This window comes from Nonomuraea sp. GTA35 (genome assembly GCF_041950525.1).
Lineage (GTDB): Bacteria > Actinomycetota > Actinomycetes > Streptosporangiales > Streptosporangiaceae > Nonomuraea.
Genome location: NZ_JBGNUV010000013.1, coordinates 73,127 through 99,466 on the forward strand (window position 1 = coordinate 73,127; position 26,340 = coordinate 99,466).

Sequence of the window (26,340 nt, forward strand, 5' to 3'; positions counted from 1 at the left end):
GCGGATTTCATTTCTCCGGCCTACCCCTTACTGGCTCGAAGCGCGCCGGGCTTGCGGGACGGCGAAAATCCGTCATGGCTGGGCGCGGGGAGGTGGCTCAGCGCGGCGAGACGGCGCGGGTCGGCATGCCGATCACGTTCTGATCGGGAAGCGGCGGTCCAGCCCGCTGATCTGCAGCAGCCGGGCGACGCGCGGCGGAACTCCGGTCAGGGCGAGCGTGATGCCCCGGGCCCGGGCGCGGCCTTGGACGCCGATCAGCACCCCGAGCCCGCCGGTGCTGCAGAAGGTGACCTGGGACAGGTCCAGGACGAGCAGGCCGGTGCTGGAGCCGAGGACGTTGATCAGCCGCTGGCGCAGCCGGGCCGTGGTGAAGAGGCCGATGTCCCCCGACAGATGCACGAGAGTCGGAGCTGCGGTGCCCGGTTCGCCGAGTGGGGCGGAGTCGATGGCGGTCATGGAGGTCTCCTCACTGGAGAAGCCGGAACGGACGGGATGCCTGCCGGCCGGAGATCGGTCCTCCGCCGCCAGAGCGGGCGGTGCCCTGAACCGCTCGATCCGGCCGGCAGACGCACGTGGGGTCACGCCGGAGCTGGCCGTTCGCCGGCCCCGTCCATCACGGCCTGCCGGTCCGGCACCGGGTGGAGGCTGAGCCGTGGCGCGGAGGAGACCTGAGGAATCGCCGATGAGGCGGAGCTGAGTGGTGCGGGCCGAGAAGGAGGGATCGACGTCATGGGGCGCCTGGCCTGTCCGGGCCCTCCGAAGGGCCGGTGGTGGTTCGCCGGGGGCGTCGCCGACCTGAATGCCAACGCTCGATAAGTCCTCGGTTTCTGTACTTTACCTTATGAATGGCCCTGAATGTTGCCCTGGAATAGATGCGCCGATTCACTCCAGCTCTGGTTATCAGGTGAAGAGATGAGCTGTGCATGAATTGCCGGTTTCCCCGCCGGCGGCGCCGGTTTCCCCGCTGTCGGCGTCGTCCATGGGGGCGAGCGCGCTCTCGCTGGTGAAGACGAGCCCCAGATCGTCGACGGTGACCTTGACGACCTGGCCGGGCCGGAGCTCGCCGTAGAGGATCTTCTCCGACAGCGAGTCCTCCAGCTCGCGCTGGATCGTACGCCGCAGCGGCCGGGCACCCATGACCGGGTCGTAACCGCGGTCGGCGAGCAGCTGCTTGGCCTCGGGCGAGACCTCGAGCCCCATGTCGCGGTCCTTCAGCCTGGCATCCACCTGAGCGAGCATCAGATCCACGATCTTGATGATCTCGTTCGGCGTCAGCTGGTGGAAGACCACGATGTCATCGACACGGTTGAGGAACTCGGGCCGGAAGTGCTGCTTGAGCTCCTCCTGCACCTTCGCCTTCATCCGCTCGTAGTTGGACTCGGTGTCGTTGGACTTCGCGAACCCGACCCCGATGCCCTTGGAGATGTCCCGGGTACCGAGGTTGGTGGTCATGATGATGACCGTGTTCTTGAAGTCGACCACCCGGCCCTGGGCGTCGGTCAGACGACCGTCCTCCAGGATCTGCAGCAGCGAGTTGAAGATGTCCGGGTGAGCCTTCTCGATCTCGTCGAACAGCACCACGGAGAACGGCTTGCGCCGCACCTTCTCGGTGAGCTGACCACCCTCCTCGTAACCGACGTAACCGGGAGGCGAACCGAACAGCCTGGAGACGGTGTGCTTCTCCATGAACTCCGACATGTCCAGACTGATCAGCGCATCCTCGTCACCGAAGAGGAACTCCGCCAGAGCCTTGGACAGCTCGGTCTTACCGACCCCCGAGGGACCGGCGAAGATGAACGAGCCACCGGGACGACGCGGGTCCTTCAGACCGGCGCGCGTACGCCGGATCGAACGCGACAAACCCTTGATGGCGTCGTCCTGACCGATGATCCGCTTGTGGAGCTCGTCCTCCATGCGCAGCAGACGCTGCGACTCCTCCTCGGTCAGCTTGAAGACCGGGATACCGGTGGCGGTCGCCAGGACCTCGGCGATCAGCTCTTCGGTGACGACGTCCTGGGCGCGTGAGCCGGCTGGATCGGTGATCCGATGGATGCGCAGGCGTGCCCCGGCCTCGTCGATCAGGTCGATCGCCTTGTCGGGCAGGTAGCGGTCGCTGACGTAGCGGTCGGCCAGCTGCGCGGCGGCGACCAGCGCGTCGTCGGTGATGGAGACGGCGTGATGCGTTTCGTAGTGCTTGCGCAGGGCCTTGAGCATCTCGATCGTGTGGCCGAGCGAGGGCTCGGCGACCAGGACCGGCTGGAAGCGGCGGGCGAGAGGGGCGTCCTTCTCGAAGTGTTTGCGGTACTCGTCGAGCGTGGTCGCGCCGATCGTCTGCAGCTCGCCGCGGGCCAGCATCGGCTTGAGGATGCTGGCGGCGTCGATCGCGCCCTCCGCGGCGCCCGCACCCACGAGCGTGTGCAGCTCGTCGATGAACAGGATGATGTCGCCGCGCGTGCGGATCTCCTTGAGCACCTTCTTCAGGCGCTCCTCGAAGTCACCGCGGTAACGGGAGCCGGCGACCAGGGCGCCGAGGTCAAGCGTGTAGAGCTGCTTGTCCTTCAGCGTCTCGGGCACCTCGCCCCTGACGATCTTCTGCGACAGGCCCTCGACGACGGCGGTCTTGCCGACGCCGGGCTCGCCGATGAGAACGGGGTTGTTCTTGGTCCTGCGGGACAGGACCTGCATGACCCGCTCGATCTCCTTCTCGCGGCCGATCACCGGATCCAGCTTGCCCTCGCGGGCGGCCTGGGTCAGGTTACGGCCGAACTGGTCGAGCACCACGGCGGTCGGCCGGACCTGCTCCTCAAGGGCCAGGGGCGGGGCCTGCTGGCCGTCCCCGCGCCCGGAGAGCGACTGCAGGACCCAGCTCCGCACTCGCCGGGGATCGGCCTCCAGCTTCATCAGCACCTGAGCGGCCACGCCCTCACCCTCGCGGATGAGCCCGAGCAGGAGGTGCTCGGTGCCGATGTAGTCGTGCCCCAGCTGCAAAGCCTCACGAACCGACAGCTCCAGAACCCGCTTGGCCCGCGCGGTGAACGGGATGTGCCCCGACTCGGCCGGCCGGCCCTGCCCTATGATCTCCTCGATCTGCAGGCGCACCCCGTCGATGCTGACCCCCAGGCTTTTCAGGGCCTGGGCGGCCACACCCTTGCCCTCATGGATCAGGCCGAGCAGAAGGTGCTCCGTGCCGATGAAATTGTGGTTGAGCGTCCTGGCCTCCTCCTGCGCCAGCACGACGGCACGCCTCGCTTGGTCGGTGAACTTCTCGAACATCTCAAGCCTCCTGGCGGAGCGGAAATGCCGGATGACAGCGGGGCGCACGGGCTCGGTGCGGAGCCGTACTCGATCAGCGGGTGTCGGTGCCGGCCATGATGTCCCCGGGTAGATCCCACGCGTTCCACGGAACGGGCGGTGTGATCACCGCGCGACATCGTCCTGCGTACTGAATCGGCGACTACTGCCCTACGCAGGGGGCTGCGTGGGCGAACTCGTCGGGCTCAAGCGGATATCCCGGCTAACTGCCACCTTAGTACTCATCGCGGTGATTGCTCCTGATTGCGCCATCGGCCGAACGAGCCGGAGTGACATCCCGCGCGGAGGCCGGTGCGAGATCCGCGTCGAAGTACGGGCTCAGCAGCGGGCCCAGCGTGGCCGCCATCAGCCGGTCGCCCGGCTCGATGGCCCGTCGCGCGCCGTCGAACGGCACCCCCAGCGTGCTGACCGCGCTCGTGGCCCGCGACCTGACGACGATCTTCAGCATGTCGTCGATGCCGTTGCGGCGCAGGAACTTGTCGGCGAAGTCCCGCTCCGGGCCGGTCGCCCGCAGGCGGAGCTGCCCGAGGGTCGCCATGCCGTGGCGGGTCAGGCAGGAGACCCCGTCGCGCGAGGCGAACGGATTGTTCCAGCGCCAGCGCTCGACGTACTCCTCCACGAAGTCGGGCCGGAACGTGGTGAGGTACTGCTCCTCGCCGCCGTTTCCCAGCGCCAGGTACGCGGGGTTCTCGGCCACGAACGCGTCGACCCACCCGAGGTGAACGGCCAGGGCCTCGGCCAGCACCGGATAGAGCGTCCCCCGCCGGGCCGCGGCCACCTGCTCCAGCACCTTGATGAGCTTTCGGTATTCCAGCTGTTCCACGAATCCGCCATCGCACTCGTTCGTCGTTTCGGGCGCGGCCGGCCTGGTGGGCTGCGGCGTTCTCGCCTTCTCCAGGATTCCGTAACGGGCAGCCGGTCATCCATGACTTGACCAAGGAATCCGCTTCAACGGTCCATGTCCGGGACGCTCTCCGGGCGCCGATGGCGGCGAATCCGGCAAACGCCCCACTCGGCGGCCACCGCCCCCGGTCAGAGCCCTCTCCTCGCGGGCGGTGGAGTGCGAGGCGGACCGGCGACGGCGACCCGGCGGCGTAGGTCTAAGATCGTTGGGCCCCGTCCCGAGGAGGAGTGACCACATGGACCGCCGACGTTTCCTGGCCCTGGCAGGCGCCGCCGGCCTCGGTGCCGCGACCGGACACGTCGCCCCCGCCCACGCCGCGAGCTACCCCCACTACGACGGCGGCATCCCCGACGAGGCGCGCACCAAGCTGGGCGAGCTGGCCGCGTACGGTGTCACGGCGCTCGCCTTCACCCCCTCCGGCGGCTGGGTCGTCGTCACCCAGGACGGCCGCTACTTCGCCCGCGGCATCCCCGACGCCTGCTTCGCCGAGATCGGCAACCTCAGCGCCGCCGGCAGGAAGATCCACTGCGTGGCCTTCCCGCCGGAGGGCGGCGACCGATGGGTGATCACCACCGACCGGGGCGTGACGGCGCGCGGCCTCCCCGAGGCGTGCAAGCTGCGCATCGACGCCTTCTACCAGGCCGGGCAGCAGGTCGTCGACGTCGCCTTCCCGCCTGCCGGCGGCGACCGCTGGGTGGTGACCGCCTCCGCCGGCTACCACGCCAAGGGCGTGGACGACGAGTGCTACCAGATGATGCGCAACCTCACGCAGGGCGGGCGCCGCATCACCCGCGTCGCCTTCCCCCGCGCCGGCGGCTGGACGGTCGTGGCCCAGGACGAGTTCCACGCCCGCGGCATCCCCGACGCCTGCTTCGACCGCATGAACACCCTGGCGTCCGGCGGCTGGCAGGTGCACAACGTGGCCTTCTCGCCGTCCGGCGGCTGGGCGCTCGCCTCGCGCGGCAAGGTCCCGGCGCTGCCCGCCGACAAGGTGCGCCAGGTCGAGAACGCGGTCGGCGGCTCGACGATCTGGCAGCGGATGAACGCCTACCGGACGCCCGGGGTCGCTGTCGCGGTGGTCGTCGGCAACAAGATCGCCTGGTCGACCGGTTACGGCCTGCTGGAGGCAGGCGGCGCCGCGGCGGCCCACCCCGAGACCGCGTTCCAGGCCGCCTCGATCAGCAAGGCCGTCACCGCGATCGGCGTCCTGCGCCTGCTGCAGACCCGCAAGATCGCGCTCGGTGCCGACATCCGCCCCTACCTCGGCTGGACGCTGCCCCGCCGCTCCTGCGTGACCTCCACGGCGGTGCCCACAATCGACCGGATGCTGACCCACCGCGCCGGCGTGATCGGCCGCGGCTCCACCACCCCGGCGAGCGCCTGCACCGGGTTCGACGCGGGTGGCGGCGGCTTCCCCGGCTACGGCCCGGACGCGACCGTCCCCACGCTGCTGGAGGTCATGAACGGCGCGGGCAACACCCCGAAGATCGAGCTGACCACCGCGCCGGGCGCCGGGTACCACTACTCGGGAGCCGGGTTCGTGCTCCTGCAGCGGATGGTGGAGCAGCAGACCGGCATGACGCTGGCCCGGTACATGCAGCAGGAGGTGTTCGCGCCGCTCGGCATGACCACCAGCTCCTACGCCCTCGCCCCCGCCTTCGAGCTGGCCGCCGGCCACACCACGACCGGCGCGGTGATCCCCGGCAGGCGCAACCGCTACCCCGAGTCGGCCGCCGCCGGCCTCTACACCAACGTGCTCGACCTGTGCCGCCTGGTGTCCTACGTCAACCGGGCCTACACCGCCTCCGGCGACATCGCCGGCCCGCTCACCAGGGCCTCGGTCCGTACGCTGCTCAGCCAGGGCCCCCAGCCCGGCATGGGCCGCGGCCTGTTCCTCGCCGGCGCGGGCACCGACGGCTTCTCCTACAGCCACGACGGCTCCAACTACGGCTTCAGGTCCGTGTTCACCGGCTACCCGAAGCTCGGCGCGGGTTTCGCCGTCCTGGCCAACGGCAGCAGCACGAGCCTGGTCACCGAGATCGCCGCCGCCGTCATGAAGGTGTACGGCTGGCCCTGACCGGCACCCGGCACGGCGCCTCAGACATCCGTGATGTGCACCCGCTCGCCCTGCTGTCCGTAGATGGCGATGGTCTCCGCCGGCATGTCGTCCCGGGCGTTGCCGATCCAGTGCGCGGTGTTGGTGTCGAACTCCGCCGCCTCGCCCGCCGTCAGCACCGTCCGGGTGTCGGTGAGCACGAGCTGGACCGCCCCGTGCAGCACGTAGAACCACTCCCGGCCGGGGTGCCTGTGGAACTTCGGCGGCGGGAGCTGCGAGACGGGGGGATAGATCACCTTGTACGCCTGCACGCCGCCCGTCTTGACGCCCAGCGGCACGAACGTCAGCCCGTGCTTGTGGAAGGGCCGCAGGTGAACCCGCGGATCGCCGGTGGCGGGGGCGGCGACGAGCTCGTCGATCGGCACCGCGTAGGCGCGGGCGAGCGGCAGGAGCTGTTCGAGGGTGGGGCGGATGTGCCCGCGTTCGAGCCGGGAGAGGGTGCTCGGCGTGAGCCCGGTGCGTTCCGCCAGGTCGGCGAGGGTGATGCCGAGAGCCTTGCGGAAGTGCCGCAGCCTCGGGCCGACGTTCTGCAGGACCGCCTCGTCCTCCGTCACCGCTGACACCTTCACTCCGATCCACGCGCGGACAGTTTTTGCAATCCTGCAAAAAAGTATGCGGAACTGCAAGGCCGCAGCTCAAGCTGGTGGCATGACACCGACTCGAAGCCGGCGGCGCCTGCTCCTCGGAGCCGCCGCGCTGGCCCTCTCGCTCGCCGCGGGCAGCACTGCCGGGTGGAACATGCTCGACGGGGCGCCTCCCGCCGCCGCCTCGGCCTCGACGGCCGGACCGGCGACGTCGTACGACGCGGCGACCAAGCACGACGCGGCGTTCAACGCGACGTTCGAGCACAGGTTCGCGCAGGTCCGCGGCGTGCGCATGCATTACGTCACGGGTGGCAGGGGCCCGGCGCTGGTGCTGCTGCACGGCTGGCCGCAGACCTGGTACGAGTGGCGGAAGGTGATGCCGGCCCTGGCCGAGCGTCACACCGTCTACGCCGTCGATCTGCCCGGCCTCGGCGACAGCGCGGGCAGCCCGGCGAGCTTCGACAAGAAGACCCTGGCCCGTTACGTCCACGGCCTGCTGCGTGACCGGATCGGGCTCGACAGCTTCGACCTGGTCGCGCACGACCTCGGCGGCGGGGTCGGGTTCCAGTACGCCTCCCAGTTCCCCGAGCGGGTGAGGTCGTACGTGCACCTGGACTACCCGCTCCCCGGGCCGAAGCTGCCCGCCGCGCAGTACCGGACCTTCTCCTGGCACATGGCCTTCAACAGCCAGCAGGCGGTTCCGGAGCGACTCGTCGACAACGCGGGCGACGTGCGCGAGTACCTCACGGCGTTCTACCCGCAGGTCGCCTACGGCGGAACGGCGTTCGGCGGCACGAGGACCCGGTCCCCCTTCACCGACGCGGAAGTCGACGAGTTCGTCCGCACCTACAGCCGCCAGGACGTCCTGCGCGCGGGATTCGAGCTCTACCGGACCCTGGACGAGGACGAGCGTGACAACGTCGCGGCCGCCCGCGTGGACACCCCCACGCTGCTCCTCACGGCCACCGGCTCCCTCGCCGCCACCCGGCCGACCGTGGCGCCGCTGCTGCGCAACATCACGCGCGCGGTCGAGATCCCCGAGTCGGGGCACTGGCTCGCGGAGGAGAACCCTGCGGCCGTGGCGCGGGAGATCCTCGCGTTCACGGCCAGGTGACGTCGCGACGGCCGGCTGGTGTCGCGGGGTTCAGACCCGGACCACGGCGGTGCGGGCGTGCCCGCGGCTGCCGCCGAGCTCCACCTTGATCGCGCGCTTGGCCCTGCGCACGCCGCGGTCGCCCTCCTTGACCGATCTGACCGGCCAGGGCAGCGTGATCCTCACCTCGTCGGCGGTCCTGGACGGGTCCGCGACCGCGAGCCGTACCACCTCGTGGTCGCGGCGGACCAGCAGCGTGCACGGGCCGTCGGCGGCGAGCGGCCCGTGCGCGGTCTCGACGGTCCCGGCACGCCAGAAGACGGCGGCCAGCAGGTCGCCGCGGGAGACGGCCTGCACCGATCCGGAGTTGGCGAGGATCCTGAGCTGCAGGCCGTAGGCCGCGGTCCGCGCGGCGCAGGCGCCGGGCAGCACGGCGTAGGCGTAGCGCGCCTTGCGCGGATCGACGCCGTGGTCGATGACGATCGTCGTGTAGTGCCTGGTGACAGGGGTCCTGTCGCCGCCGGTGGTGGCGCCCTTGTCGATGTCCCGCCAGCGGCCGGTGCGCTTCTCGCGGATCACCTTGGCGCCGGCGCTGTCGCCGTCGAGCAGCGCGTAGCCGGCCACCCCGGGCAGGTGGATCCAGCCGTCGCCCCGTGCCAGCGGCGGATGGCCGTCGTGGGTGTTGCGGTTCTCCACGATGGTCTCGACGCGGCGGCCGTCGGAGGCGGAGATGCCGGCGCCGAGGGCGATCACCACGTCGTCGAGCAGGAACCACGCCTTCTTGGCCCGCAGGGACGAGCCGTCGGCGACCAGCTTCATGGCGGCCACGCCGTACTCGCCGTCCAGGGCCACGCCGCCCGCCCACGGGGTGGGCGGCAGGCGGCGATGCCCGTGCTGGAGATCGGCCCGTTCGCGGGTGTCGACCGTCGTGCCCGGCAGCCGGTACGGGTCGATCGTCGGCCACAGCTCGTCGTTCCAGTGGGTGAGGTCGCCGGTGTAGAGGTAGGTCATGCCGTCGCCGGTGTGCCAGCCGTGCAGGTTCTCCCGGTTCATGGCCTCGGCCGCGCCGATGCGCCGCGAGCTCATCGCGATCGCGAAGGCCCAGCCGGGGCGGCGGTGCACGACCCGGTCCATGTCGGCGAAGACGTACGTGCCCGTCGTGCGCGGGCCGACCGGGACCGACGGGTCGTCCAGCAGCGCCTTCGCCTTCGCGATGCTCGACAGCGGGGCGATCGTGTCGTACGGGATGGCCTGGTTGCGGGTGAGCCAGCCCTTCACCAGCGGCCGCCAGCGCCGGGCATGGCGCTCGGGCGCCGCGTCCAGCAAGGTGAGGATGGCCTCGACCGTCTTCTGCCCCGAGTGGTAGTCGCGGTGGCCCTGGCGCGAGATGGACCGGCCGCGCACGCAGTCCATCATCAGCCCGTCGAAGACGAACGGCACGAAGGAGCGATCCACGATGTCGTAGACCTTCTCGATGCCGGAGATCTCCCACGGTGACCGCGCGAGCATGACGATCAGCTTGGCCACGCTCTCCAGGTAGTCCACGCCGTAGGCGCCGGTGTAGGGGTACACGTCGTGCTGGATGAAGGAGCCGTCACGGTAGAAGCCGTCGCCCGGGCCCCTGGTCGGCCGCAGCAGGTCGGAGACAGCGTCCCTGGCCCGCCTGACCAGGCGGGCGTCGTGCGTGAGCAGCCCGCGCATGGCCACCGCCATGGCCTTGCCCGCGCGGTTGGCGCCGGTCTCGACCACGCCGGGATGGCTGACGCGGCGCTCCGGGTCGGGGCACCAGCGGCGCAACGGGCGCAGCCAGCGCTTGAGGCGGTCCTCGGGCAGGCCGTCGTAGAGCAGGGCGCAGGTGTCGGTCAGCGAGCGGGGGACGCCGATCTCCCACCAGTACCAGTTGCTGCCGCGCGGGTCGAGGCTCTCGTGGTAGGCGTGCTCGTACAGGAAGTCCAGCGCCCTGACCGCGGTCTCGGCGATCTGATCGTCCCCGTGCATGGCGGTGCCCGGCGTCGCCCAGCCCAGCGCCAGCGTGCGCATGCGGTTGTAGGCGCGGTTGAAGTTGCCCGTACGGGGGTCGTCGAGCGGCAGGTCGGGCCAGAGGCTCGGGCGGCGGCCGGGGGAGAAGCGCAGCTTGCGCAGCACCGCGTTGGCCGAGCCCTCGACCGCCTGCGTCTTGTCGGCGTAGGCGGTGTTGTACTCGCCGCCGGCCAACAAGCCCACCCACCGCTCCCGCGCGGCGTCGAACGCGGCGGCGCCGGCCGCTCCGCTGGTCGCCGCCGCCCTGGCCGCTCCGCCCCCGAGGGTGGTCCCGGCCGCCTCGGCCGGCCTGTCCCACAGGGCGAGGCCGGCCGCGGCGGCGGCGGCCAGCAGGGCGGAACGTCGGCTAAGGGGGTGGATCACCATGCGTATTAGGATATGGACACCCGATATTCGCGCATCCCCGCGTTCTGCTCGACCTGGCCGCGGTCCGGGTTTCGGCCGGGCGGGCACGTTCTCCGCGACGCCGCCGCCCGCCTGCTTCGGGAAGGCCGCCGCTCTCCCATGTGTTCGTGGCCGGGGCCTGTCTAGGGCTCGCGGATGCGGAAGACGGGGTGCCGGGGCGCGATGCGGCGGAACTCCGACAGGGGCGCCGACGGTCCCAGCCCCAGGTGCGGCCGGGCGCCGGGCGCGACGGCGAGGTAGCGGCGCAGGATCTCGGCACGGTGCTCGGAAGGGATCTCCTCCAGCCGGATCGGGGACTCGCGGCCCTGACGGCGCAGCGCCGCCTGGCCGCCCGCGGCCTTGACGTTGCGCACCCAGCTCGCGTCCGGCCCGAGCATCGAGACGAGATGGTCGGCCCCGCGGTGCCGGGTGACCGCGACCGGAACCGACGTGAGGTTCCCGCTGCGGCGCCCCGCCACCTTCAGAACGGCGGCATGACGCGGTGACAGCCACCGGGCCCCGTAGGCGAGGACATCGAGACGGTTCCACCACCGCATGAACGCGTTCGGCCGCCCGCCCCGATACATCGCACGCTTGAGCGCCGCGAGCCCCCGCGCGGCGGCACGGCCGGCGCCGGGGCCGGTGCCCTTCGCTCCTGGGCGCCCCTTGCTCATCCCGCTCTCTTCCACCCTGGGCGCCCCTTTCTCATCCCGCCCTTTTCCACAGCACGACCGCGGCGACGCCGGGAACGCACGGCAGCACCAGGAGCCAGCCCAGCAGCGGTGCCAGCCCGACATCGCCGGAGACGTCCCGGACGGTCAGCCCGGCGATCGCGATGCACAGCGCGATCGCCAGCAGCCCGATCGCCAGCCACGGAGTCCAGCGCTTGCCGGCGCGGGCCGCCCAGATCGTGCTGAGCCAGCCGATGAGCCCCAGCGCCCCCACCGTGGCCAGGATGACCAGGTACGCGGAGACGGCGGCGTCGATCGCGCCGGGCTCGTAGCCCGGATAGCTCGCCCTGAGGTGATCCGCCAGTACCGCCTGGTCCACGAGCGGGAACAGGGCGGCGATCGCGGTGAGCGCCGCCCCGAGGTACATCGCCGCCAGCACGGTCCGGTTGCGCGATCTCTGCTCCGGCGTCATGGCATGGGTCCTTCCAGGTGAATGCGGAGGGCGTCGGCGCCCGTGTGCGCGGGCGCGCCCGGCCCCGGTCAACGGAATGGGACAGTCACTGTCTCCAGCGAGTGACTCTAGGTTCCCCGTTTCAGACAGTCAATGTCTGAACGGCAGTCACAAGCTTGAGATAGTGGCTTTCTGGTACGGTGTCCCGCATGACCGGGCTTCGCGAACGCTGGCGGCTCAAGGCCATGCGCACCATCCAGGAACGCGCCCTCGACCTGTTCGACGAGAGAGGGTTCGGCGCCGTCACGATCGAGGAGATCGCGGCGGCGGCCGAGGTCTCACCGTCGTCGGTGTACCGCATCTTCGGTACGAAGGAAGGGATCGTGGTCGCCGACGTCGAGTTCGACAGCATGAGCCCGGAGGCCCTCGAAGGCATCCTGGACCCGGCCGATCCCGTCGGCAGCCTGCTCCGGGCCGTTCGCGCCTACGAGTCCCCGCAAGCGGCCGGCACCTCCGGCTCCGGTGACGGCCCTCAGGCAGGCAGGAGCCCGTGGCGCAGGGTCCGTTACTTCTTCGCCGAGCCCTCGGTGCGCATGGCCGTCTGCGGCACGCTCGATCGCGCGAGCCGGCGCATCACGCCGCTCATCGCGGCGGCCGGGCGGCTGAGCGAGACGCAGGCCCGGGTGGCCACGAACGCTCTGACGTTCGGCTACTTCGCCGCCCTCGAGCAGTGGTACCTCGACGGCGGCAACCGCCCCATCGCCGACTACGTCGAGGAGGGCCTGCGTCCGCTGCGCGGCATCTGGGGCACGGAGCCGGCCTGAGCCAGGATCGCCCGGGACCGGCGAGGAGCTGGGGGCGGGTTGGTCCCGTGGTGAGCTGTGATCACCGCAGGTCGGCGAGAAGAGCGTCGAGAGCCGCGCGGAGGGCGTCGGAGTTGGCCTGGTCGAACCAGGTGGTGCGGATGCGCTGGTTGAGCCCGTTCGGGGTCTCGTGGTCGGCCGCGAGCCGGTCCAGGGAGCGGGACTCGTCGCTCAGGCTCCTGCCGACGCCCTGGAACAGGCCGCGGACGTAGCGGTCCGCCGCCTCGGCGGCCATGCCGTGCCCGGTGGCCCAGGACGTCAGGGTGGCGAGGTACCAGTAGTGGGAGGTCAGGGTCGCGGTCAGCGCCGAGAAGACGTTGAAGGCGGCCTCGTCGGCGACCGGGAGGACACCGCCCAGCGGCTCGAAGAGCGCGTCCACCACGGGATGCGACGGGCAGGTCACCGTGACGGAGCGGCGCTCGCGGAAGGCCGGCAGGGGGATGGCCCGTACCAGCGGCGCGCCGGTGGCCAGCGTGCGGCGCAGGTCTTCGTTGGCGACGCCGCCCATCACGTTGACGACGGTCTTGTCGTCGTCAACCCGCAGGCCGGTCAGCGCCTCGTGCCGGTCCTGGGGGCGTACGGCGATGATCACCACCTCGGAGCGGGCCACCACGTCCTGGTTGTCCGCGCACACCTGGACGCTCTCGTAGCGCTCGGACAGCTCCGCGGCCGTGCGAGCCCCGCGGGGGGAGAGGAACACCTCGGGCGCCCCGTCGTCCCCCTCGCACAGCCCGGTCACGATCGCCCGGCCGATCTCGCCGACCCCACGATGCCGATGCGCACTGTCGCTACCTCCTGGTGATGTGCCACCGCGAGGATATCGGCGAGCTCCGCTCAGGCCCGGGAGGGGACCTCGCCCTTCTTCCGCGGCCGGTGCCCGGTCACCTCGTGCCCCGCGTCGGGACGCAGCCGCACCATCAACAGGGCGCCGGCCAGCGCGACCGCGCCGGACAGCGCGAACGCGAGGGCGAAGTCGCCCTGGGTGAGCGGGGTCGCGGCCGGGCCGTGCGCGACCTGCAGGACGATCGCGGCGGCGGCCACGCCCAGGGCCATGGAGATCTGCTGCATCATGCTGAAGAACGTCGAGGCCGAGGCCCGGTCGGCGGGGCCGATGTCCGCGAACGACAGCGTGTTGATGCCGGTGAACTCGATCGACCGGGTCACCCCGGCGGCGAAGGCCACCACGGCGACCACGGCGAACCCCGTACGGGCATCCAGCAGCCCGAGCGCCCCGATCGACAGCGCCACCGCCACGCCGTTGCCGATCAGCACCGTACGGAACCCGAGCCGCCGCAGCAGCGGCGTGGTGATCGTCTTGACGACCAGGTTGCCCAGGAAGTAAACCAGCACGATCTGGCCGGCCTCCAGCGGCGTCAGCCGCCACGCCTCCTGCAGCATGAGCGGGAGCAGGAACGGGGTCGCGCTGATCGCCAGCCGGATGAGGTTCCCGGCGTGCAGGGTGGAGGCCGCGAACGTGGGCACCCGCAGCGGCGCCAGGTCGATCAGCGGATGGGCGGCCCGGCGGAACCACCGGACGGCGGCCACGCCCACCAGCGAGCCGACGGCGAGCAGGGCGAGATCCAGGCCCACCGCCGACGGCTGCGCCAGCTCCGACAGGCCGTAGATCGTCAGGCTCAGCGCCGTGATGATCAGGACCGTTCCGGTGCGGTCCAGCGGTCTGGGATCGGGCTCGCGCAGGCCGGGGACGTAGGCCAGCACCAGCGCGGTGCCGATCAGGGCGAGCGGCGCGTTGAGCAGGAAGATCCACTGCCAGCCGTACCAGGTGGTCAGGGCTCCGCCGACGACCGGGGCGATGACCGGCGCGATCAGGGCCGGCCAGGTGATCAGCGCCGTGGCCCGCAGCAGGTCCTCCTTGCCGGCGTTCCTGAGCACGATGATGCGGCCGACCGGCATCATCAGGGCGCCGCCGACGCCTTGGACGACGCGGGCGAGGACGAACTGCCACAGTTCCGTACAGGCCGCGCAGCCGACAGAGGCCAGGCCGAACACCACGATCGCGGTCGCGAACACCCGCTTGGCGCCGTACCGGTCCGACAGCCAGCCGCCGAGCGGGATGAAGGCCGCGCCCGCGACGACGTAGGCGGTGATGCCGATGTTCACGCTGACGGCGTCCACGCCGAACGTCCGCGCCATCTGGGGGAGTGAGGTGTTGATGATCGTGGTGTCGAGGTTCTGCATGAACCACGCCACGGCCACGATCAGGGCGACCCGCCGGGGAGCTCTCTGAAGCGGATCGCGGGGGACGTGCGGCATGTTCTCTCCGGGGGGTGCCGGACGCGCTGGGCCTCAGGCCGGTCCGAGGCCGGGCGACCGGCTCAGGTGCTCGGTGAACATGGTCACACACCGGCGCCGGGCCGCCTCGCGGTGGGGCCGGGGTCGCCGCGAAGGGCCGCGATAAGGTACGCGAGTGAGTCGCGAGCACGAGCGGAACGCGGGTGAGCGGGGGGCGACCGGCGCGCAGGCGGCGGAACGCCGTGCCAACACCGCCACACCGTCCAGCGACCCGGCCCCGTCGAGCGACCCGGCCCCGTCGGGCGACCCGGCCTCGCTCAACGACACCGCCCCGCCCAGCGACGGTGGCGCGTCTCGCCGGCGCGGCGCCAAGCTGGAGGACGCGCTCCTCGACGCCGCCTGGGACGTCCTGCTCGAGCACGGATACCACGGCTTCACCTACGAGGCGGTCGCCGCCCGCGCCGGCACGAGCCGTCCCGTGCTCTACCGCCGCTGGCCCCACCGCGACGACCTGCTGCTGGCCACGCTCACCAGGTACTGGCGCCCGATCGCGGTGCCCGACACCGGCAGCCTCCGCGACGACGCGATCGGCTTCCTGCGCAACGCCGACGCCGACCGCGCGGGCATGATCACGCTGATGAGCGTGCAGCTCGTGGACTACTTCCAGGACACCGGCACGAGCCTCGGCGAGCTCCGCGACACCCTCCTGCCGCCGGGCCACCCGACCGCCTTCCAGACGATCGTGGCCCGCGCGGTCGAACGCGGCGAGCTGCCCGACGTGCCGCGCCCGCCCCGCGTGGTGAACCTGCCGCTGGACCTGCTGCGGCACGACCTGTTCATGACGATGCGCCCGGTGCCGGACGAGGCGATCGCCGAGATCGTGGACGAGGTGTGGCTGCCGCTGCTGGGAATCCCTTCGGCTTCCTGAACGGCAGCCGCCCGGATCGCGGGCGCCGAGCGGGACGACCGGCCCTGGACATGGCGAAGGCCCTGCCGCCCGACGGGACGGCAGGGCCTTCGACGTGTGCGTACCGGTGTGCGTGTCGCCTCTCGGCGAAAGGCACAACGCGGCTCCAGCCGGACGGTAGTCCGCGAAGGCGAAAGGTGAGGCCCGGGGACACTGGGCACACCGGTCACGACAGATGTAACCACCGCGGGGCCGCCGATGTTCCCGGCAGGCCACTCGACGCCCCGCGCCATGGCCGCTCACACCCAGGGCCGCGGCCACGGGCGTCGAGCCCTGACGCGGCAGCCCGCCCCGTCGAAGAACGTCGGGTCGGCCGCCTCGTCCGCGGGGGTGACGCCGCCGGAGGTCTCCAGCGCGAGGGAGCCACCGGTCGCGGACGCGTGCACGTAGGAGTAGGTCTGGAGGAGCGAGGTCACGCGGGAAACGCTACGGGCCGGCACCGACAACAACCGGGCCAACGGGTCCATGGCGCGACTTTGTCGGTCCGGCACGCCATACTCGCCGCGAATGATCACGAGGACGCCGGTCCGTTCGTCGCTCGACCGGCGAGTCCCGCATCACATGCAGCGTGGAGGTGTTTTCGGCATGAGCGCAGACAGGACGCTGACCTTCGCCGGCGGCGGTTCGGCGAAGTTCTGGCAGGTGCGGCAGGACGGCACGGAGCTCACCATCCGGTACGGGAAGGTCGGAGCGTACGGCCAGACGCAGGTCAAGTCGTTCGACTCCGCGCAGGCCGCCACGGCGGCGGCCGGCAAGCTGGTGGCGGAGAAGTTACGCAAGGGCTACACCGAGGACGAGACGGTCGCCGCCCCGGAGGCGACCGGCGCCGCCGAGGACGAGGATCGGCTGACGATGCCGGCCGCCTGGCTGCGCGCGCTTCATCCGCGGCGGGGCGGGGCGAAGGTCACGGTGAAGCAGCCGGACGCGGGCGCGTCGGGCAAGATCGCCGCGAGACTGGACGCGGGCCGGCAGAGGATCCTCGACGCCCTGGCGAAGTGCCGCGACCCCGAGCTGGCCGCCGCGGGCGCGGCGTACCTGGCGGGGGAGCCCACGCCGCTGGGGGCCGCGGTGGTGGTCACGTCCCTGCAGGGCGACGACCCGGAGCTGGCGCTCCTGTTCCCCGAGGCGTGGCTGGCCGAGCACGGCCTGGCGTTCGCGGCGGTCGCCGCGGCCGAGGCCGCCTCGCTGGACAACGTGATCGACGAGCGCGTCTGGGGAGTCCAGCGGCTGGCCGCCGGTCACGTCCCCCACTACAGGTACGGCTGGAGACGGCCGCCGTTCGGCACGCGGATCCGCGCCGCCCTCGCGGCCGCGCCGGACGCCGAGTACGCCGAGGCCGTCGCGGCGCTGGCGGTGAGCAGGGAAGGCGGGCTGCACCACCGGGTGGCGGCCTCCTACCTGACGCCGACCGAGGTCGACTGGGTCACGGCTGACTGCGCCGAGGTGAGCAACGTCAACGTGCGTCTCGCCGATGGCCTGGTCGCCGCGATCAGCACGCCGGAGCAGGCGGAGCTCATCGTGGACCACGTGCACAGCTACTTGGTGCTGCACTCGCTGGCCCTGCCCGCCACGCTCGTCGACGGCATGGGCGTCGCGGCGGCCGTGCCGGTGCTGGCCCGATGGCTCGGCGACGCCTACGGCGCGGATGCCGAGCGGCGGGCGCTGGGCATGCTCGCCGAGCTGCCGTCCGACGCGGCCATGCGGGTGCTCCTCGACCGGATCGACGAGAAGTACACCCAGCCGGCCTTCATGAGCGCGGCGGCCCGCTTCCCGCGCCGGGCGATGCGGTTGCTGGCCGCCTCCAGCGGCAAGGCCGTGGACCCGCTGCTGCGCGGCCACGTGCTGGCCCACCCCGATCTGGTGGCGGAGGTGCTGGACAGCGTGGACGAGGCCGCCGCCGCGCGGATCGGCAAGATCGTGGCCACCGCGACCGTCGCCACCGCCCCGCCGGAGGCCCTGCCCGAGGTGCTGGTCAGCCCGCCCTGGACCCGCCCCCGCAAGGCCCGCAAGCCGGTCGTGGTGAGCGGCCTGGAGTGCGCCGACGAGCCGGCCGTGGCATGGGCGCCGGGCGAGCGGGACAACTGGCGCGCCGGGGCGGGCGAGGCCCGGTGGGATCGGCCCTACGACCAGAGCTGGAAGGACATCGCCCGCCGGATCGCCGACGGCGGCGAACGGCGCTACTGGAACGACAGCGCCCTGTTCGTCGCCGGTCCCGAGGAGCTGGCCGCGCCGCTGCTCGACAAGTGGTACCCCACCGATCACTGGGGCGCCGGCGACTGGCTGCCGATGGTGGTCGCCAGGTTCGAGCTGGCGGCCCTGCCTCTGGCGCTGGGCACCGCCCGCCGCAGCCCGGCCACGGCCGCCGCGGCGCTGCTCCCGTTCGCCTCTCCCGAGATCGCCGTGCTGATGGCCGATTGGCTGTCGCGGCTGAAGTCCGTGCGCGCCACCGCGCTGGGGTGGCTGGCACGCCACCCGGAGGCGGCCGCCAGGGCGCTGATCCCGCCGGCCTTGCGCAAGCCCGGCGCGGCCAGGCGGCAGGCCGAGCAGGCGCTGGCGGCGATGAACGCGGGCGGTGACCGCGACACCGTGCTGCGGGCCGCCGCACATTACGGCCCCGACGCCGAGGCCGCGATCGCCGGCCTGCTCTCGGCCGACCCGCTCGACGCGCTGCCCGCCAGGATGCCCGCGCTGCCCGAATGGGCGGACGCCGCGGTCCTCACGCCGATCCACCTGCGTGGCGAGGCGGGCGCGCTGCCGCTCGAGGCGGTCCGCCACGTGATGACGATGCTGGCGATCTCCAGGCCAGGCCACCCGTACGCGGGCCTCGCCCTGGTCAAGGAGATCTGTGATGGCCGCAGCCTCGCGGACTTCAGCTGGGCGCTGTTCCAGCGCTGGCAGGCGGCCGGTTACCCGTCCAAGGAGAGCTGGATCATGGACGCGCTGGCGCTGCTCGGCGACGACGAGACCGTCCGGCGGCTGACACCGCTGATCAGGACCTGGCCCGGCGAGGGCGGGCACACGCGCGCGGTCGCCGGGCTGGACCTGCTGGCGAGCATCGGCTCCGAGGTCGCGCTGATGCACCTGCACGGCATCGCGGAGAAGGTCAAGTTCAGCGGGCTGAAGAACCGGGCCAGGCAGAAGATGGACGAGGTCGCGGCGGAGCTCGGGCTGACGCCGCAGGAGCTGGCCGACCGGCTGGTGCCGGACTTCGGGCTGTCGGCCGACGGCAGCATGACCCTCGACTACGGCCGCAGGCAGTTCGTCGTCGGCTTCGACGAGCAGCTCAAGCCGTACGTGGCCGACGGCGCGGGCAAGCGGCTGAAGAACCTGCCCAAGCCGGGCGCGAACGACGACCCGGAGCTCGCGCCCGCCGCCTACCAGCGGTTCGCCGGGCTGAAGAAGGACGTGCGCGCCGTGGCGTCGGACAACATCCGCCGCCTGGAGCAGGCCATGGTGAACCGGCGCCGCTGGAGCGCCGAGGAGTTCGGGCGGCTGCTCGTCGGCCACCCGCTGCTCTGGCACATCGTACGGCGGCTGGTCTGGGGCATCTACGACCCCTCCGGCGAGCTCACGGGCGCGCTGCGCGTGGCCGAGGACCGCAGCTTCGCCGACGTCGCAGACGATCCGCTGACCTTGCCCGCCGACGCCGCTGTCGGGGTGGTGCACCCGCTGGAGCTGGGGGAGGAGCTGACCGCCTGGGCCGAGGTGTTCGCCGACTACGAGATCCTCCAGCCGTTCCCGCAACTCGGCAGGGAGACGTACGAGCGGGACGAGACGCTGCTCGCCGAGATCGAGGCCGCCATGATCCCGACCCGCGCGGTGATCGGCCTGGAACGGCGCGGCTGGCGGCGGGGCGACCCGCAGGACGCCGGCATCCAAGGCTGGATCGAGCGGGACGTGCCCGGCGGCAGGGTCGTCACGATCGGCCTCGAACCCGGCATCGCGATCGGCTACCTCGACTTCGCCGAGGAGCAGAGCCTGGTGGGGGTCTCCGTCGAAGGCCTCGACCCGATCACCACCTCCGAGATCATCCGGGACCTGCGGGAGATCACCCGATGAACGAGCACGTGCAGCGGCCCCCGGCCGAGATCCGCTACGCCGACGAGCTGGCCCGGCTGCGGGAGGACGACACCGACGCCCGCCCGCCCGGCTGGGCGCTGAGCCTGCGGGCCGCCCGGCGCTTCGTGCTCGGGGACGAGAAGCTGGGCATCAGCCGCAAGTTCGTGGGCGACCCTTCACTCATCGACCGGTCCCTGGTGTCGCTGGCGACCAACCGCGGGCTGATGCTGGTGGGCGAGCCCGGCACGGCCAAGTCGCTGCTGTCGGAGCTGCTCGCCGCGGCGGTGAGCGGCACCTCGACGCTGACCATCCAGGGCGGGGCCGCCACCACCGAGGACCAGATCAAGTACTCGTGGAACTACGCGCTGCTGGTCGCCGAGGGCCCGTCCACCCGGTCGCTGGTGGCCGCTCCGCTGCTGCGCGGCATGGCGGAGGGCAAGGTGGTGCGCTTCGAGGAGATCACCCGCTGCCCGCTGGAGGTGCAGGACTGCCTGCTGTCGCCGCTGTCGGACCGGGTGCTCGCCGTGCCGGAGCTGACCGGCCCCGAGTCGATGGTGTTCGCCAGGGAGGGGTTCACCGTCATCGCCACCGCCAACACCCGCGACCGCGGCGTCAACGAGATGAGCGCCGCGCTCAAGCGCCGCTTCAACTTCGAGACCGTCTTCCCGATCGCCGACTTCGAGACCGAGCTGATGCTGGTGGAGGCGGAGGCCACCGCGCTGCTGAAGCGTTCGGGCGTCGCCGCCCCGCCCCGCAGGGACGTGCTGGAGGTGCTGGTCACCGCGTTCCGGGAGCTGCGCGAGGGGCGGACCGCGCGCGGCGACGCCACCGACCGGCTGTCGGGGGTGATGAGCACCGCCGAGGCCGTCTCGGTCGCGCACGCCGTCGGGCTGCGCGGCTGGTTCCTGCGCGGCGAGCCAGGCACGGCCGCCGACCTGGTCTCCTGCCTGGCCGGCACGGCCGCCAAGGACAACCAGGAGGACCTGGCCAAGCTGCGCAGGTACCTGGAGCAGCGGCGGCGGCACGGCGACCAGTGGAAGGCCCTGTACGAGGCCCGCCACCTGCTGCCGGGCTGACGATGGCGGTCACGTTCATCGGCGTGCGGCACCACAGCCCGGCCTGCGCCCGGCTGGTCGCCGACACCATCGCTTCCGTACGGCCGGCGTACGTCCTGGTCGAGGGCCCCGCCGACATGAACCACAGGATGGACGAGCTCCTGCTGGGCCACGAGCTGCCGATCGCCGTCTACAGCAGCTACCGGGATCCGGGACGGCGTCACGGTTCGTGGACGCCGCTGTGCGACTACTCCCCGGAGTGGACGGCGCTGGCCACCGGCCGGGACGTCGGTGCCGAGCTGCGCTTCATCGACCTGCCCGCCTGGCATCCGGCGCTGGCCGACGTCCGCAACCGGTACGCCGACGCCGAGGCCCGCTACGACGAGGTGACCCGGCAGCTGTGCCGCACCTTCTCGGTGGACAACGTGGACGCGTTGTGGGACCACTTGTTCGAGCTCGAGCCGGCCGGCGGGCTGGCCGAGCGGCTGGCCACCTACTTCGACCTGGTGCGCGGCGACACGCGGACCGGCCCGGACGACGCGGCGCGCGAGGCGTACATGGCGCACTGGATCCGGGCCGCCGCGGCGGACGCCGGCGACCGGCCGGTGGTCGTGGTCACGGGCGGCTTCCACCGGCCCGCGCTGATCCGGCTGGCCGAGCAGGGCGACCGGAGCTGGCCGGAGGTGCCGCAGCCGCCCGCGGGCGCGGCCGTCGGCAGCTACCTGGTGCCGTACTCGTTCCGGCGGCTGGACGCCTTCGACGGCTACCAGTCGGGCATGCCGTCGCCGGCCTACTACCAGCGCCTGTGGGAGTCCGGCCCCGCCGCGGCCGCCCGCGGGCTCACCGAGGCGGTGACGGCCCGGCTGCGCGCCCGCCGCCAGCCGGTGTCCACCGCGGACCTGATCGCCGCCCGCGCCACCGCGGACGGGATCGCGCTGATGCGCGGCCATCCGCATCCGGCCCGCGTCGACGTGCTGGACGGGCTGGCGAGCGCGCTGGTCAGCGAGGCGATCGAGACCCCGCTGCCCTGGGCGACCCGCGGCCCACTGCAGGCCGGCAGCCATCCGGTGATCGTGGAGATGATCGCGGCGCTCAGCGGTGACCGGGTGGGCCGCCTGCATCGCTCGACTCCGCTGCCGCCGCTGGTCCACGCCGTTCTCGCGGTGCTGGGCGATCCCGGCGAGGAACGGCTCGACCTCGGCGAGGAGGCCGGCCGCGAGCGCAGCCGGCTGCTGCACCGGCTGCGGGTGCTGGGCATCCCCGGCGTGGAGCGCACCTCGGGGCCCCGCCCCGGGGGTGACCCGGAGCTGGTGGAGCGGTGGGTGCTGACCGAGGCGGAGGACCGGCTGCCCGCCCTGATCGAGGCCGGTGCGTATGGCGTGGACCCGCAGGAGGCGGCGGCCGCCGCCCTCGCGGAACGCGTTCCGGGCGCGGACCTGGACCTGCTGGCCGGCATCCTGTTCGACGCGGCGCTGTGCGGGGTCGGCGAGCTGGCCGGACGGGTGCTGGACGACATGGCCCTGGCCGTCGGCGCGGCGGCCGATCTGGGGCCGCTGGGCCGTACCCTTACCGTCGCCCTGGCGATGTGGCGTCACGACGACCTGTTCCGCACCAGCGGCAGCACCATGCTGGGCACGGTCGTCAGGGCCGCCACCGAACGGGCGCTCTGGCTGGCCGAGGGGGTGCGCGGCGGGCCCGCCCCGGCCGACCTGCCACGCATCAACGCCATGATCGCCGTCCGCGACGCAGTGAGGCACGCGGGCCCGTCGCTCGGCCTGGACCCGCAGCTCGCCCTGGGCGTCGCGGACCGGCTCGCCGCCTGCCAGGAGGCGCCGCCCGACCTGCGGGGAGCGTCGCTGGGCCTGGGCTGGTCGCTGCGCGGCACCGCCGCCGACGACCCCGCCGGGACGGTGGGGAGCACGGATGCCGATGCTCGTGGCGGGGCGGTGGGCGGCCCGGATGCCGGTGACCCGGGCGGGGGCATGCGCAACCCGCCCGCCCCGGCGGTGGCCGGTGACCTGGCCAGAACGGTGCGTGGCGCGTTCGTCCCGGCGACGGCCGGGGACTGGCTTGCCGGGTTGTTCGCGCTGGCGCGCGAGGAGGTGCTGCACACCGACGGCATGCTGGAGCTGCTCGACGAGCTGGTCGCAGCGCTGACCGACGACGACTTCCTGGTGGCCCTGCCCGCGCTGCGCCAGGCGTTCGGCTTCTTCCCGCCGCGCGAGCGGCACCTCATCGCCACCCGCCTGGTCGAGCGGCGCGGAGGGGGAGGCTCAGGCTGGGACCTGATGCGGCTGGACGCGGCACCCGAGCTGGTGGCCGCCGGCATGGCACTGGACGAGCGGGTCGAGACGGCACTGCGCCGGGAGGGACTGATCGCATCATGACCGACCCCACCCTTGAACGGTGGCGCCTGCTGCTCGGCGAGGCGGGCGGCGCCTGCCTCGGCGGCGCGCCGCTCGACGGGCAGGCCGCCGCCCGTGACGCGGCCCTCGACTGGCTCTACGGCCGCGACGAGGACCTGCGCCGGCGTGGCGTGCGGCAGGGCGGCACGGGCTCGTCCGCGCTGACCACGTTCGACTGGCTCGACGACATCGTCCGGCTGTTCCCCAAGGAGACCGTGGAACGCCTGCAACGTGATGCGGTCGAGCGCTACGAGATCCACGACGTGGTGACCGACCCCGCCGTGCTGGCGCGCATCGAGCCCAACCCGGCGCTGCTCAAGGCGGTGCTGCGGACCAAGCACCTGATGAACCCGCAGGTGCTCCGGCTGGCCAGGCGGATCGTCGAGGAGGTCGTCCGCCGGCTCATGGACAAGCTGGCCACGGAGGTGCGCAGCGCGTTCTCCGGCACCAAGGCGCGGCGGGCCGGCAGGTTCCGGCTGGCCCGCAACTTCGACATGGTCAGGACCCTGCGCGCCAACCTTGGCCGCTACCAGCCGGAAACGGGCAAGGTGGTGATCGAGACCCCGTACTTCTTCTCCCGTACCCGCCGCCACCTGGAGCAGTGGCAGGTGATCCTGCTCGTCGACCAGTCGGGGTCGATGGTCGAGTCGGTGATCCACTCGGCGGTCACCGCGGCCTGCCTGTGGGGGCTGCCCGGGGTGCGCACCCACCTGGTGGCGTTCGACACGGAGGTGGTGGACCTGACGGCCGACGTGGACGATCCCGTGGAGTTGCTGATGAAGGTCCAGCTCGGCGGGGGCACCGACATCGCCCGCGCGGCGGCGTACGGTGCGGGCCTGGTGGATCAGCCGCGGCGGGCGATCGTCGTGCTGATCTCCGACTTCTACGAGGGCGGTGATCCGAACCGGCTGGTACGGATCGTGCGCGACCTGGTGGGGCAGGGCAGCAAGGTGCTGGGCCTGGCCGCCCTGGACGAGCAGGCCAATCCCGCCTACGACCGGCAGCTGGCGCAGCGGCTGGCCGACGTCGGAGCGCACGTGGGGGCGATGACGCCGGGCGAGCTGGCGTCCTTCGTGGCGGAGTACGTGGGCCGATGAGGACGGATCTGCTCGGGCTCTCGACCGACTCCCTCGCCGCGCTCACCAACCGCGGGCTGGTCAAGCGGGCCGCCAAGGAGGCCGTGCCGGAGCTGCGTACCGACGTTGACGGCACCGTGCACGGTGACTTCCCCGGCGGGCCGGCGGCGAGCCTGCCTCCCGGTGGCCTGGACGCGGCCCGCTGCACCTGCGGCGCCACCGGCGTCTGCCGGCACGTCATCGCGGTGATCCTCGCCTACCAGCGCCGGCCCGCCGGCACCGACGCACCCGCGGGCTCCGCCGCCGGCCCGTCCGAGGGCTCCGCGGGGGCTGGCCCGTCCGCGGGCTCGGCTGGGGCCGGTCCGTCCGTGAGCTCCGCAGATGCCGGTTCGTCTGCGGGCTCCGCCGACGCCGCCGGTTCGCCTGCAGGCTCCGTCGAGGGCGGTCCGGCGGCGCCCGGGCCCTGGTCGCCGGCGCAGGTCACCGATGACGAGCTCACCGCCAGGATCGGCGCCCGGCTGATGGCCGCCGCCCGCCGCGCGGAGCGGGCCGGGTACACCGCGCGGGTCCGCCGCGCGAGCTCCGCCGATCCGGTGCCGCAGGTCGAGCTGGCCACCGCGACCGTGCGTTTCCTGGTGGCCGGCGATCTCGGGTTCGTGCACACCGACAGCGTCGCCGGTAGCCGCGACGACGTCATCGCGCTGGCGGTGTGGGCGTTTCGGGTGGCCGACGAGCTGCACCCCGGCGCGCCGGAGGCGCGGGTCGACGTCGGCGGCCAGGTGGCACCGGGCGCCGGGTCCGGGCTGGAACGGGCGCTGGGGCTGGCCGGCACCGTCCTGCGCGAGGGCGCGGCGCATCTCGGCCACGGCCTCGAAGCCGGCATCGCCGACGTGCAGCGCCACCTGGACGCGGCCGGGCTGCGCTGGCCGTTGCTGGCCGTGGGCGACCTCGCCGAGCAGCTCGCCTCCTACCGCGACCGCAGCACCCACTACCGTCCCGAGCTGCTCGCCGGCCACGTCGCCGAGCTGCACGCCCGGCACCGCGCGGTGACCCGGCCGGACGCCACCCTGCGCGGCAGCGTGCTCGGCACCGCGGAGGCCGCCGAGACCCCGCTGCGCCGGGCCCGGCTGGAGAGCCTCGGCTGCCGCGTCCGCGGCCTGGGTGACCAGCGGATCGCCGAGGTCTACCTGGCTCACGGCGACAACGCCATGGTGCTGGTCCTGCGCCGCCGATGGGACGGCGACGACGACGGGGCGGCGCTGGCACGGCGGCGGATCGCCACGTCCACGCTGGCCGCCCTGGCCACGGGGAACCTGGTGACGGAGTCCGCCGTGCGCAGCGCGAGCCGTACGGTGCGGCTGGCCACCGGGCGGATCTCCAGGACGACGGTCACCCCGTCACGGGGCGACTGGGGCGGGCTGCCGCCGTCCCTGCTGGTCACCGACTACGCGGCACTCGGCCGCGAGCTCGACGCCCTCCCGCTGCGGCCCGTCCGCCCGCGGATCGAGGCGGAGCTGGTGCGGGTCCTCGCGGTCGCCCGGGTGGAGGCCGTCCGGTACGCCCCCGGCGACCAGCGGCTCGACGCCGTCATCACCGACCAGGCGGGCAGCACGGCCACCGTCACGGCCACCCACGCCGCCGCGGCCTCCGGGCGGCTCGACTCGCTGGCAGCCGTGCTCGCCGGGGAGGAGGGCGAGCCGCGGTTCGTCAGCGGCGTGGTGGGGCGCACCGCGGGCGGCCTCGTCGTCGAACCGCTCGGCCTGGCGGCCGGCGACCGGGTGATCGTCCCCGACCTGCAGCCCGCGGGCGGCAGCGGCAGGCTCGAGGTCGCCGCGGAGGAGCGGCCCGAGCCGCTGGCCGCCGTCCTGATCGACACGCGGGGGCTGCTCGCCGAGGTGGCCCATCACGGCCTGTCGCACCTGCCCCCCACCTACGGCGGACGGCTCGCCGCCGCCGCGCAGCGGTTGGCCGTGCTGGGACTGCGCCGGGCCGCGCAGTCCGTCACGGCGTTCGCGGCGGCGCGGGCGGACGGCTCGGAGGAGGCGGCCGAGCGGGCCTGGGTCGATGCGTACCTGCGCCTGGAGGTCGCTCTGGACCTGCACTGACG

General features: G+C 72.7%; 19 protein-coding genes. 9 read left to right on the forward strand and 10 right to left on the reverse strand.

All coding sequences use genetic code 11. The features are described 5' to 3' along the window. Positions 1–132 precede the first annotated feature (132 nt). From ACBJ32_RS43190 to ACBJ32_RS43200, 3 genes are all read right to left on the reverse strand, one after another. A complete protein-coding gene (locus ACBJ32_RS43190) occupies positions 133–456 on the reverse strand; it encodes an STAS domain-containing protein (RefSeq protein ID WP_375131736.1) in 324 nt (107 codons plus the stop codon). A gap of 444 nt (positions 457–900) precedes the next feature. Further along, on the reverse strand, positions 901–3,273 hold the full coding sequence (locus tag ACBJ32_RS43195; RefSeq protein ID WP_375131737.1) for an ATP-dependent Clp protease ATP-binding subunit: 2,373 nt from the start codon (positions 3,271–3,273) through the stop codon (positions 901–903). Positions 3,274–3,526: 253 nt separating this feature from the next. After that, on the reverse strand, positions 3,527–4,135 hold the full coding sequence (locus tag ACBJ32_RS43200) for a hypothetical protein (protein ID WP_375131738.1): 609 nt from the start codon (positions 4,133–4,135) through the stop codon (positions 3,527–3,529). Positions 4,136–4,451: 316 nt separating this feature from the next. Here ACBJ32_RS43200 and ACBJ32_RS43205 point away from each other — a divergent pair, with 316 nt between their 5' ends. After that, the gene (locus ACBJ32_RS43205; RefSeq protein WP_375131739.1) at positions 4,452–6,293 is read left to right on the forward strand and encodes a serine hydrolase; all 1,842 of its coding nucleotides are present in this window, start codon (positions 4,452–4,454) and stop codon (positions 6,291–6,293) included. A 20-nt stretch (positions 6,294–6,313) separates the two neighbouring features. Here the strand turns inward: ACBJ32_RS43205 and ACBJ32_RS43210 are convergent, their stop codons facing one another. Then, positions 6,314–6,886: a helix-turn-helix domain-containing protein gene (locus ACBJ32_RS43210; RefSeq protein WP_375131740.1), complete on the reverse strand. Its 573-nt coding sequence runs from the start codon at positions 6,884–6,886 to the stop codon at positions 6,314–6,316. Positions 6,887–6,980: 94 nt separating this feature from the next. Between ACBJ32_RS43210 and ACBJ32_RS43215 the strand changes: the two genes are divergently transcribed. Next, positions 6,981–8,030: an alpha/beta fold hydrolase gene (locus ACBJ32_RS43215; protein ID WP_375131741.1), complete on the forward strand. Its 1,050-nt coding sequence runs from the start codon at positions 6,981–6,983 to the stop codon at positions 8,028–8,030. Between the two features lie 30 nt (positions 8,031–8,060). Here the strand turns inward: ACBJ32_RS43215 and ACBJ32_RS43220 are convergent, their stop codons facing one another. The 3 genes from ACBJ32_RS43220 to ACBJ32_RS43230 all read right to left on the reverse strand — a co-directional run bounded on the left by ACBJ32_RS43220 (position 8,061) and on the right by ACBJ32_RS43230 (position 11,576). Beyond that, the gene (locus ACBJ32_RS43220) at positions 8,061–10,415 is read right to left on the reverse strand and encodes a polysaccharide lyase 8 family protein (RefSeq protein ID WP_375131742.1); all 2,355 of its coding nucleotides are present in this window, start codon (positions 10,413–10,415) and stop codon (positions 8,061–8,063) included. Positions 10,416–10,576: 161 nt separating this feature from the next. Beyond that, positions 10,577–11,107, reverse strand: a complete 531-nt coding sequence (locus tag ACBJ32_RS43225; RefSeq protein ID WP_375131743.1) for a nitroreductase/quinone reductase family protein — start codon at positions 11,105–11,107, stop codon at positions 10,577–10,579. Between the two features lie 31 nt (positions 11,108–11,138). Then, complete coding sequence (locus ACBJ32_RS43230) at positions 11,139–11,576, reverse strand: hypothetical protein (RefSeq protein WP_375131744.1); 438 nt, start codon at positions 11,574–11,576, stop codon at positions 11,139–11,141. 188 nt (positions 11,577–11,764) lie between these two features. Here ACBJ32_RS43230 and ACBJ32_RS43235 point away from each other — a divergent pair, with 188 nt between their 5' ends. Then, complete coding sequence (locus tag ACBJ32_RS43235; RefSeq protein ID WP_375131745.1) at positions 11,765–12,379, forward strand: TetR/AcrR family transcriptional regulator; 615 nt, start codon at positions 11,765–11,767, stop codon at positions 12,377–12,379. Positions 12,380–12,440: 61 nt separating this feature from the next. Here ACBJ32_RS43235 and ACBJ32_RS43240 read toward each other — a convergent pair whose 3' ends face one another. Next, the gene (locus ACBJ32_RS43240; protein WP_375131746.1) at positions 12,441–13,157 is read right to left on the reverse strand and encodes an NAD(P)-binding domain-containing protein; all 717 of its coding nucleotides are present in this window, start codon (positions 13,155–13,157) and stop codon (positions 12,441–12,443) included. Positions 13,158–13,252: 95 nt separating this feature from the next. Next, positions 13,253–14,692 (reverse strand): MFS transporter, encoded by a 1,440-nt coding sequence (locus tag ACBJ32_RS43245; RefSeq protein ID WP_375131747.1) that lies wholly within the window; start codon positions 14,690–14,692, stop codon positions 13,253–13,255. 154 nt (positions 14,693–14,846) lie between these two features. Between ACBJ32_RS43245 and ACBJ32_RS43250 the strand changes: the two genes are divergently transcribed. Continuing rightward, positions 14,847–15,599, forward strand: a complete 753-nt coding sequence (locus ACBJ32_RS43250; RefSeq protein ID WP_375131748.1) for a TetR/AcrR family transcriptional regulator — start codon at positions 14,847–14,849, stop codon at positions 15,597–15,599. Between the two features lie 278 nt (positions 15,600–15,877). Here ACBJ32_RS43250 and ACBJ32_RS43255 read toward each other — a convergent pair whose 3' ends face one another. Further along, positions 15,878–16,054: a hypothetical protein gene (locus ACBJ32_RS43255; protein ID WP_375131749.1), complete on the reverse strand. Its 177-nt coding sequence runs from the start codon at positions 16,052–16,054 to the stop codon at positions 15,878–15,880. A gap of 169 nt (positions 16,055–16,223) precedes the next feature. Between ACBJ32_RS43255 and ACBJ32_RS43260 the strand changes: the two genes are divergently transcribed. Genes ACBJ32_RS43260 through ACBJ32_RS43280 form a run of 5 tightly spaced genes read left to right on the forward strand, consistent with a single transcriptional unit; the run spans position 16,224 to position 26,338 of the window. Next, positions 16,224–19,697 (forward strand): DUF4132 domain-containing protein, encoded by a 3,474-nt coding sequence (locus ACBJ32_RS43260; protein ID WP_375131750.1) that lies wholly within the window; start codon positions 16,224–16,226, stop codon positions 19,695–19,697. Continuing rightward, a complete protein-coding gene (locus ACBJ32_RS43265; protein ID WP_375131751.1) occupies positions 19,694–20,773 on the forward strand; it encodes an AAA family ATPase in 1,080 nt (359 codons plus the stop codon). The genes ACBJ32_RS43260 and ACBJ32_RS43265 overlap by 4 nt, the downstream gene beginning before the upstream one ends. Before the next feature lie 2 nt (positions 20,774–20,775). Next, complete coding sequence (locus tag ACBJ32_RS43270; RefSeq protein WP_375131752.1) at positions 20,776–23,139, forward strand: DUF5682 family protein; 2,364 nt, start codon at positions 20,776–20,778, stop codon at positions 23,137–23,139. After that, positions 23,136–24,254, forward strand: a complete 1,119-nt coding sequence (locus ACBJ32_RS43275) for a VWA domain-containing protein (RefSeq protein WP_375131753.1) — start codon at positions 23,136–23,138, stop codon at positions 24,252–24,254. Before ACBJ32_RS43270 ends, ACBJ32_RS43275 begins: the two co-directional genes overlap by 4 nt. Then, positions 24,251–26,338, forward strand: coding sequence for a hypothetical protein (locus tag ACBJ32_RS43280; protein ID WP_375131754.1), 2,088 nt, complete (start codon positions 24,251–24,253; stop codon positions 26,336–26,338). Before ACBJ32_RS43275 ends, ACBJ32_RS43280 begins: the two co-directional genes overlap by 4 nt. The last annotated feature ends 2 nt before the right edge of the window (positions 26,339–26,340 follow it).

Coding starts and splice junctions, on each gene's coding strand:
- ACBJ32_RS43265 (WP_375131751.1), top strand. CDS start 19,694: ATGAACGAGCACGTGCAGCGGCCCCCGGCCGAGATCCGCTACGCCGAC.
- ACBJ32_RS43190 (WP_375131736.1), bottom strand. CDS start 456: ATGACCGCCATCGACTCCGCCCCACTCGGCGAACCGGGCACCGCAGCT.
- ACBJ32_RS43205 (WP_375131739.1), top strand. CDS start 4,452: ATGGACCGCCGACGTTTCCTGGCCCTGGCAGGCGCCGCCGGCCTCGGT.
- ACBJ32_RS43230 (WP_375131744.1), bottom strand. CDS start 11,576: ATGACGCCGGAGCAGAGATCGCGCAACCGGACCGTGCTGGCGGCGATG.
- ACBJ32_RS43270 (WP_375131752.1), top strand. CDS start 20,776: ATGGCGGTCACGTTCATCGGCGTGCGGCACCACAGCCCGGCCTGCGCC.
- ACBJ32_RS43220 (WP_375131742.1), bottom strand. CDS start 10,415: ATGGTGATCCACCCCCTTAGCCGACGTTCCGCCCTGCTGGCCGCCGCC.
- ACBJ32_RS43235 (WP_375131745.1), top strand. CDS start 11,765: ATGACCGGGCTTCGCGAACGCTGGCGGCTCAAGGCCATGCGCACCATC.
- ACBJ32_RS43275 (WP_375131753.1), top strand. CDS start 23,136: ATGACCGACCCCACCCTTGAACGGTGGCGCCTGCTGCTCGGCGAGGCG.
- ACBJ32_RS43280 (WP_375131754.1), top strand. CDS start 24,251: ATGAGGACGGATCTGCTCGGGCTCTCGACCGACTCCCTCGCCGCGCTC.
- ACBJ32_RS43245 (WP_375131747.1), bottom strand. CDS start 14,692: ATGCCGCACGTCCCCCGCGATCCGCTTCAGAGAGCTCCCCGGCGGGTC.
- ACBJ32_RS43225 (WP_375131743.1), bottom strand. CDS start 11,107: ATGAGCAAGGGGCGCCCAGGAGCGAAGGGCACCGGCCCCGGCGCCGGC.
- ACBJ32_RS43195 (WP_375131737.1), bottom strand. CDS start 3,273: ATGTTCGAGAAGTTCACCGACCAAGCGAGGCGTGCCGTCGTGCTGGCG.
- ACBJ32_RS43215 (WP_375131741.1), top strand. CDS start 6,981: ATGACACCGACTCGAAGCCGGCGGCGCCTGCTCCTCGGAGCCGCCGCG.
- ACBJ32_RS43260 (WP_375131750.1), top strand. CDS start 16,224: ATGAGCGCAGACAGGACGCTGACCTTCGCCGGCGGCGGTTCGGCGAAG.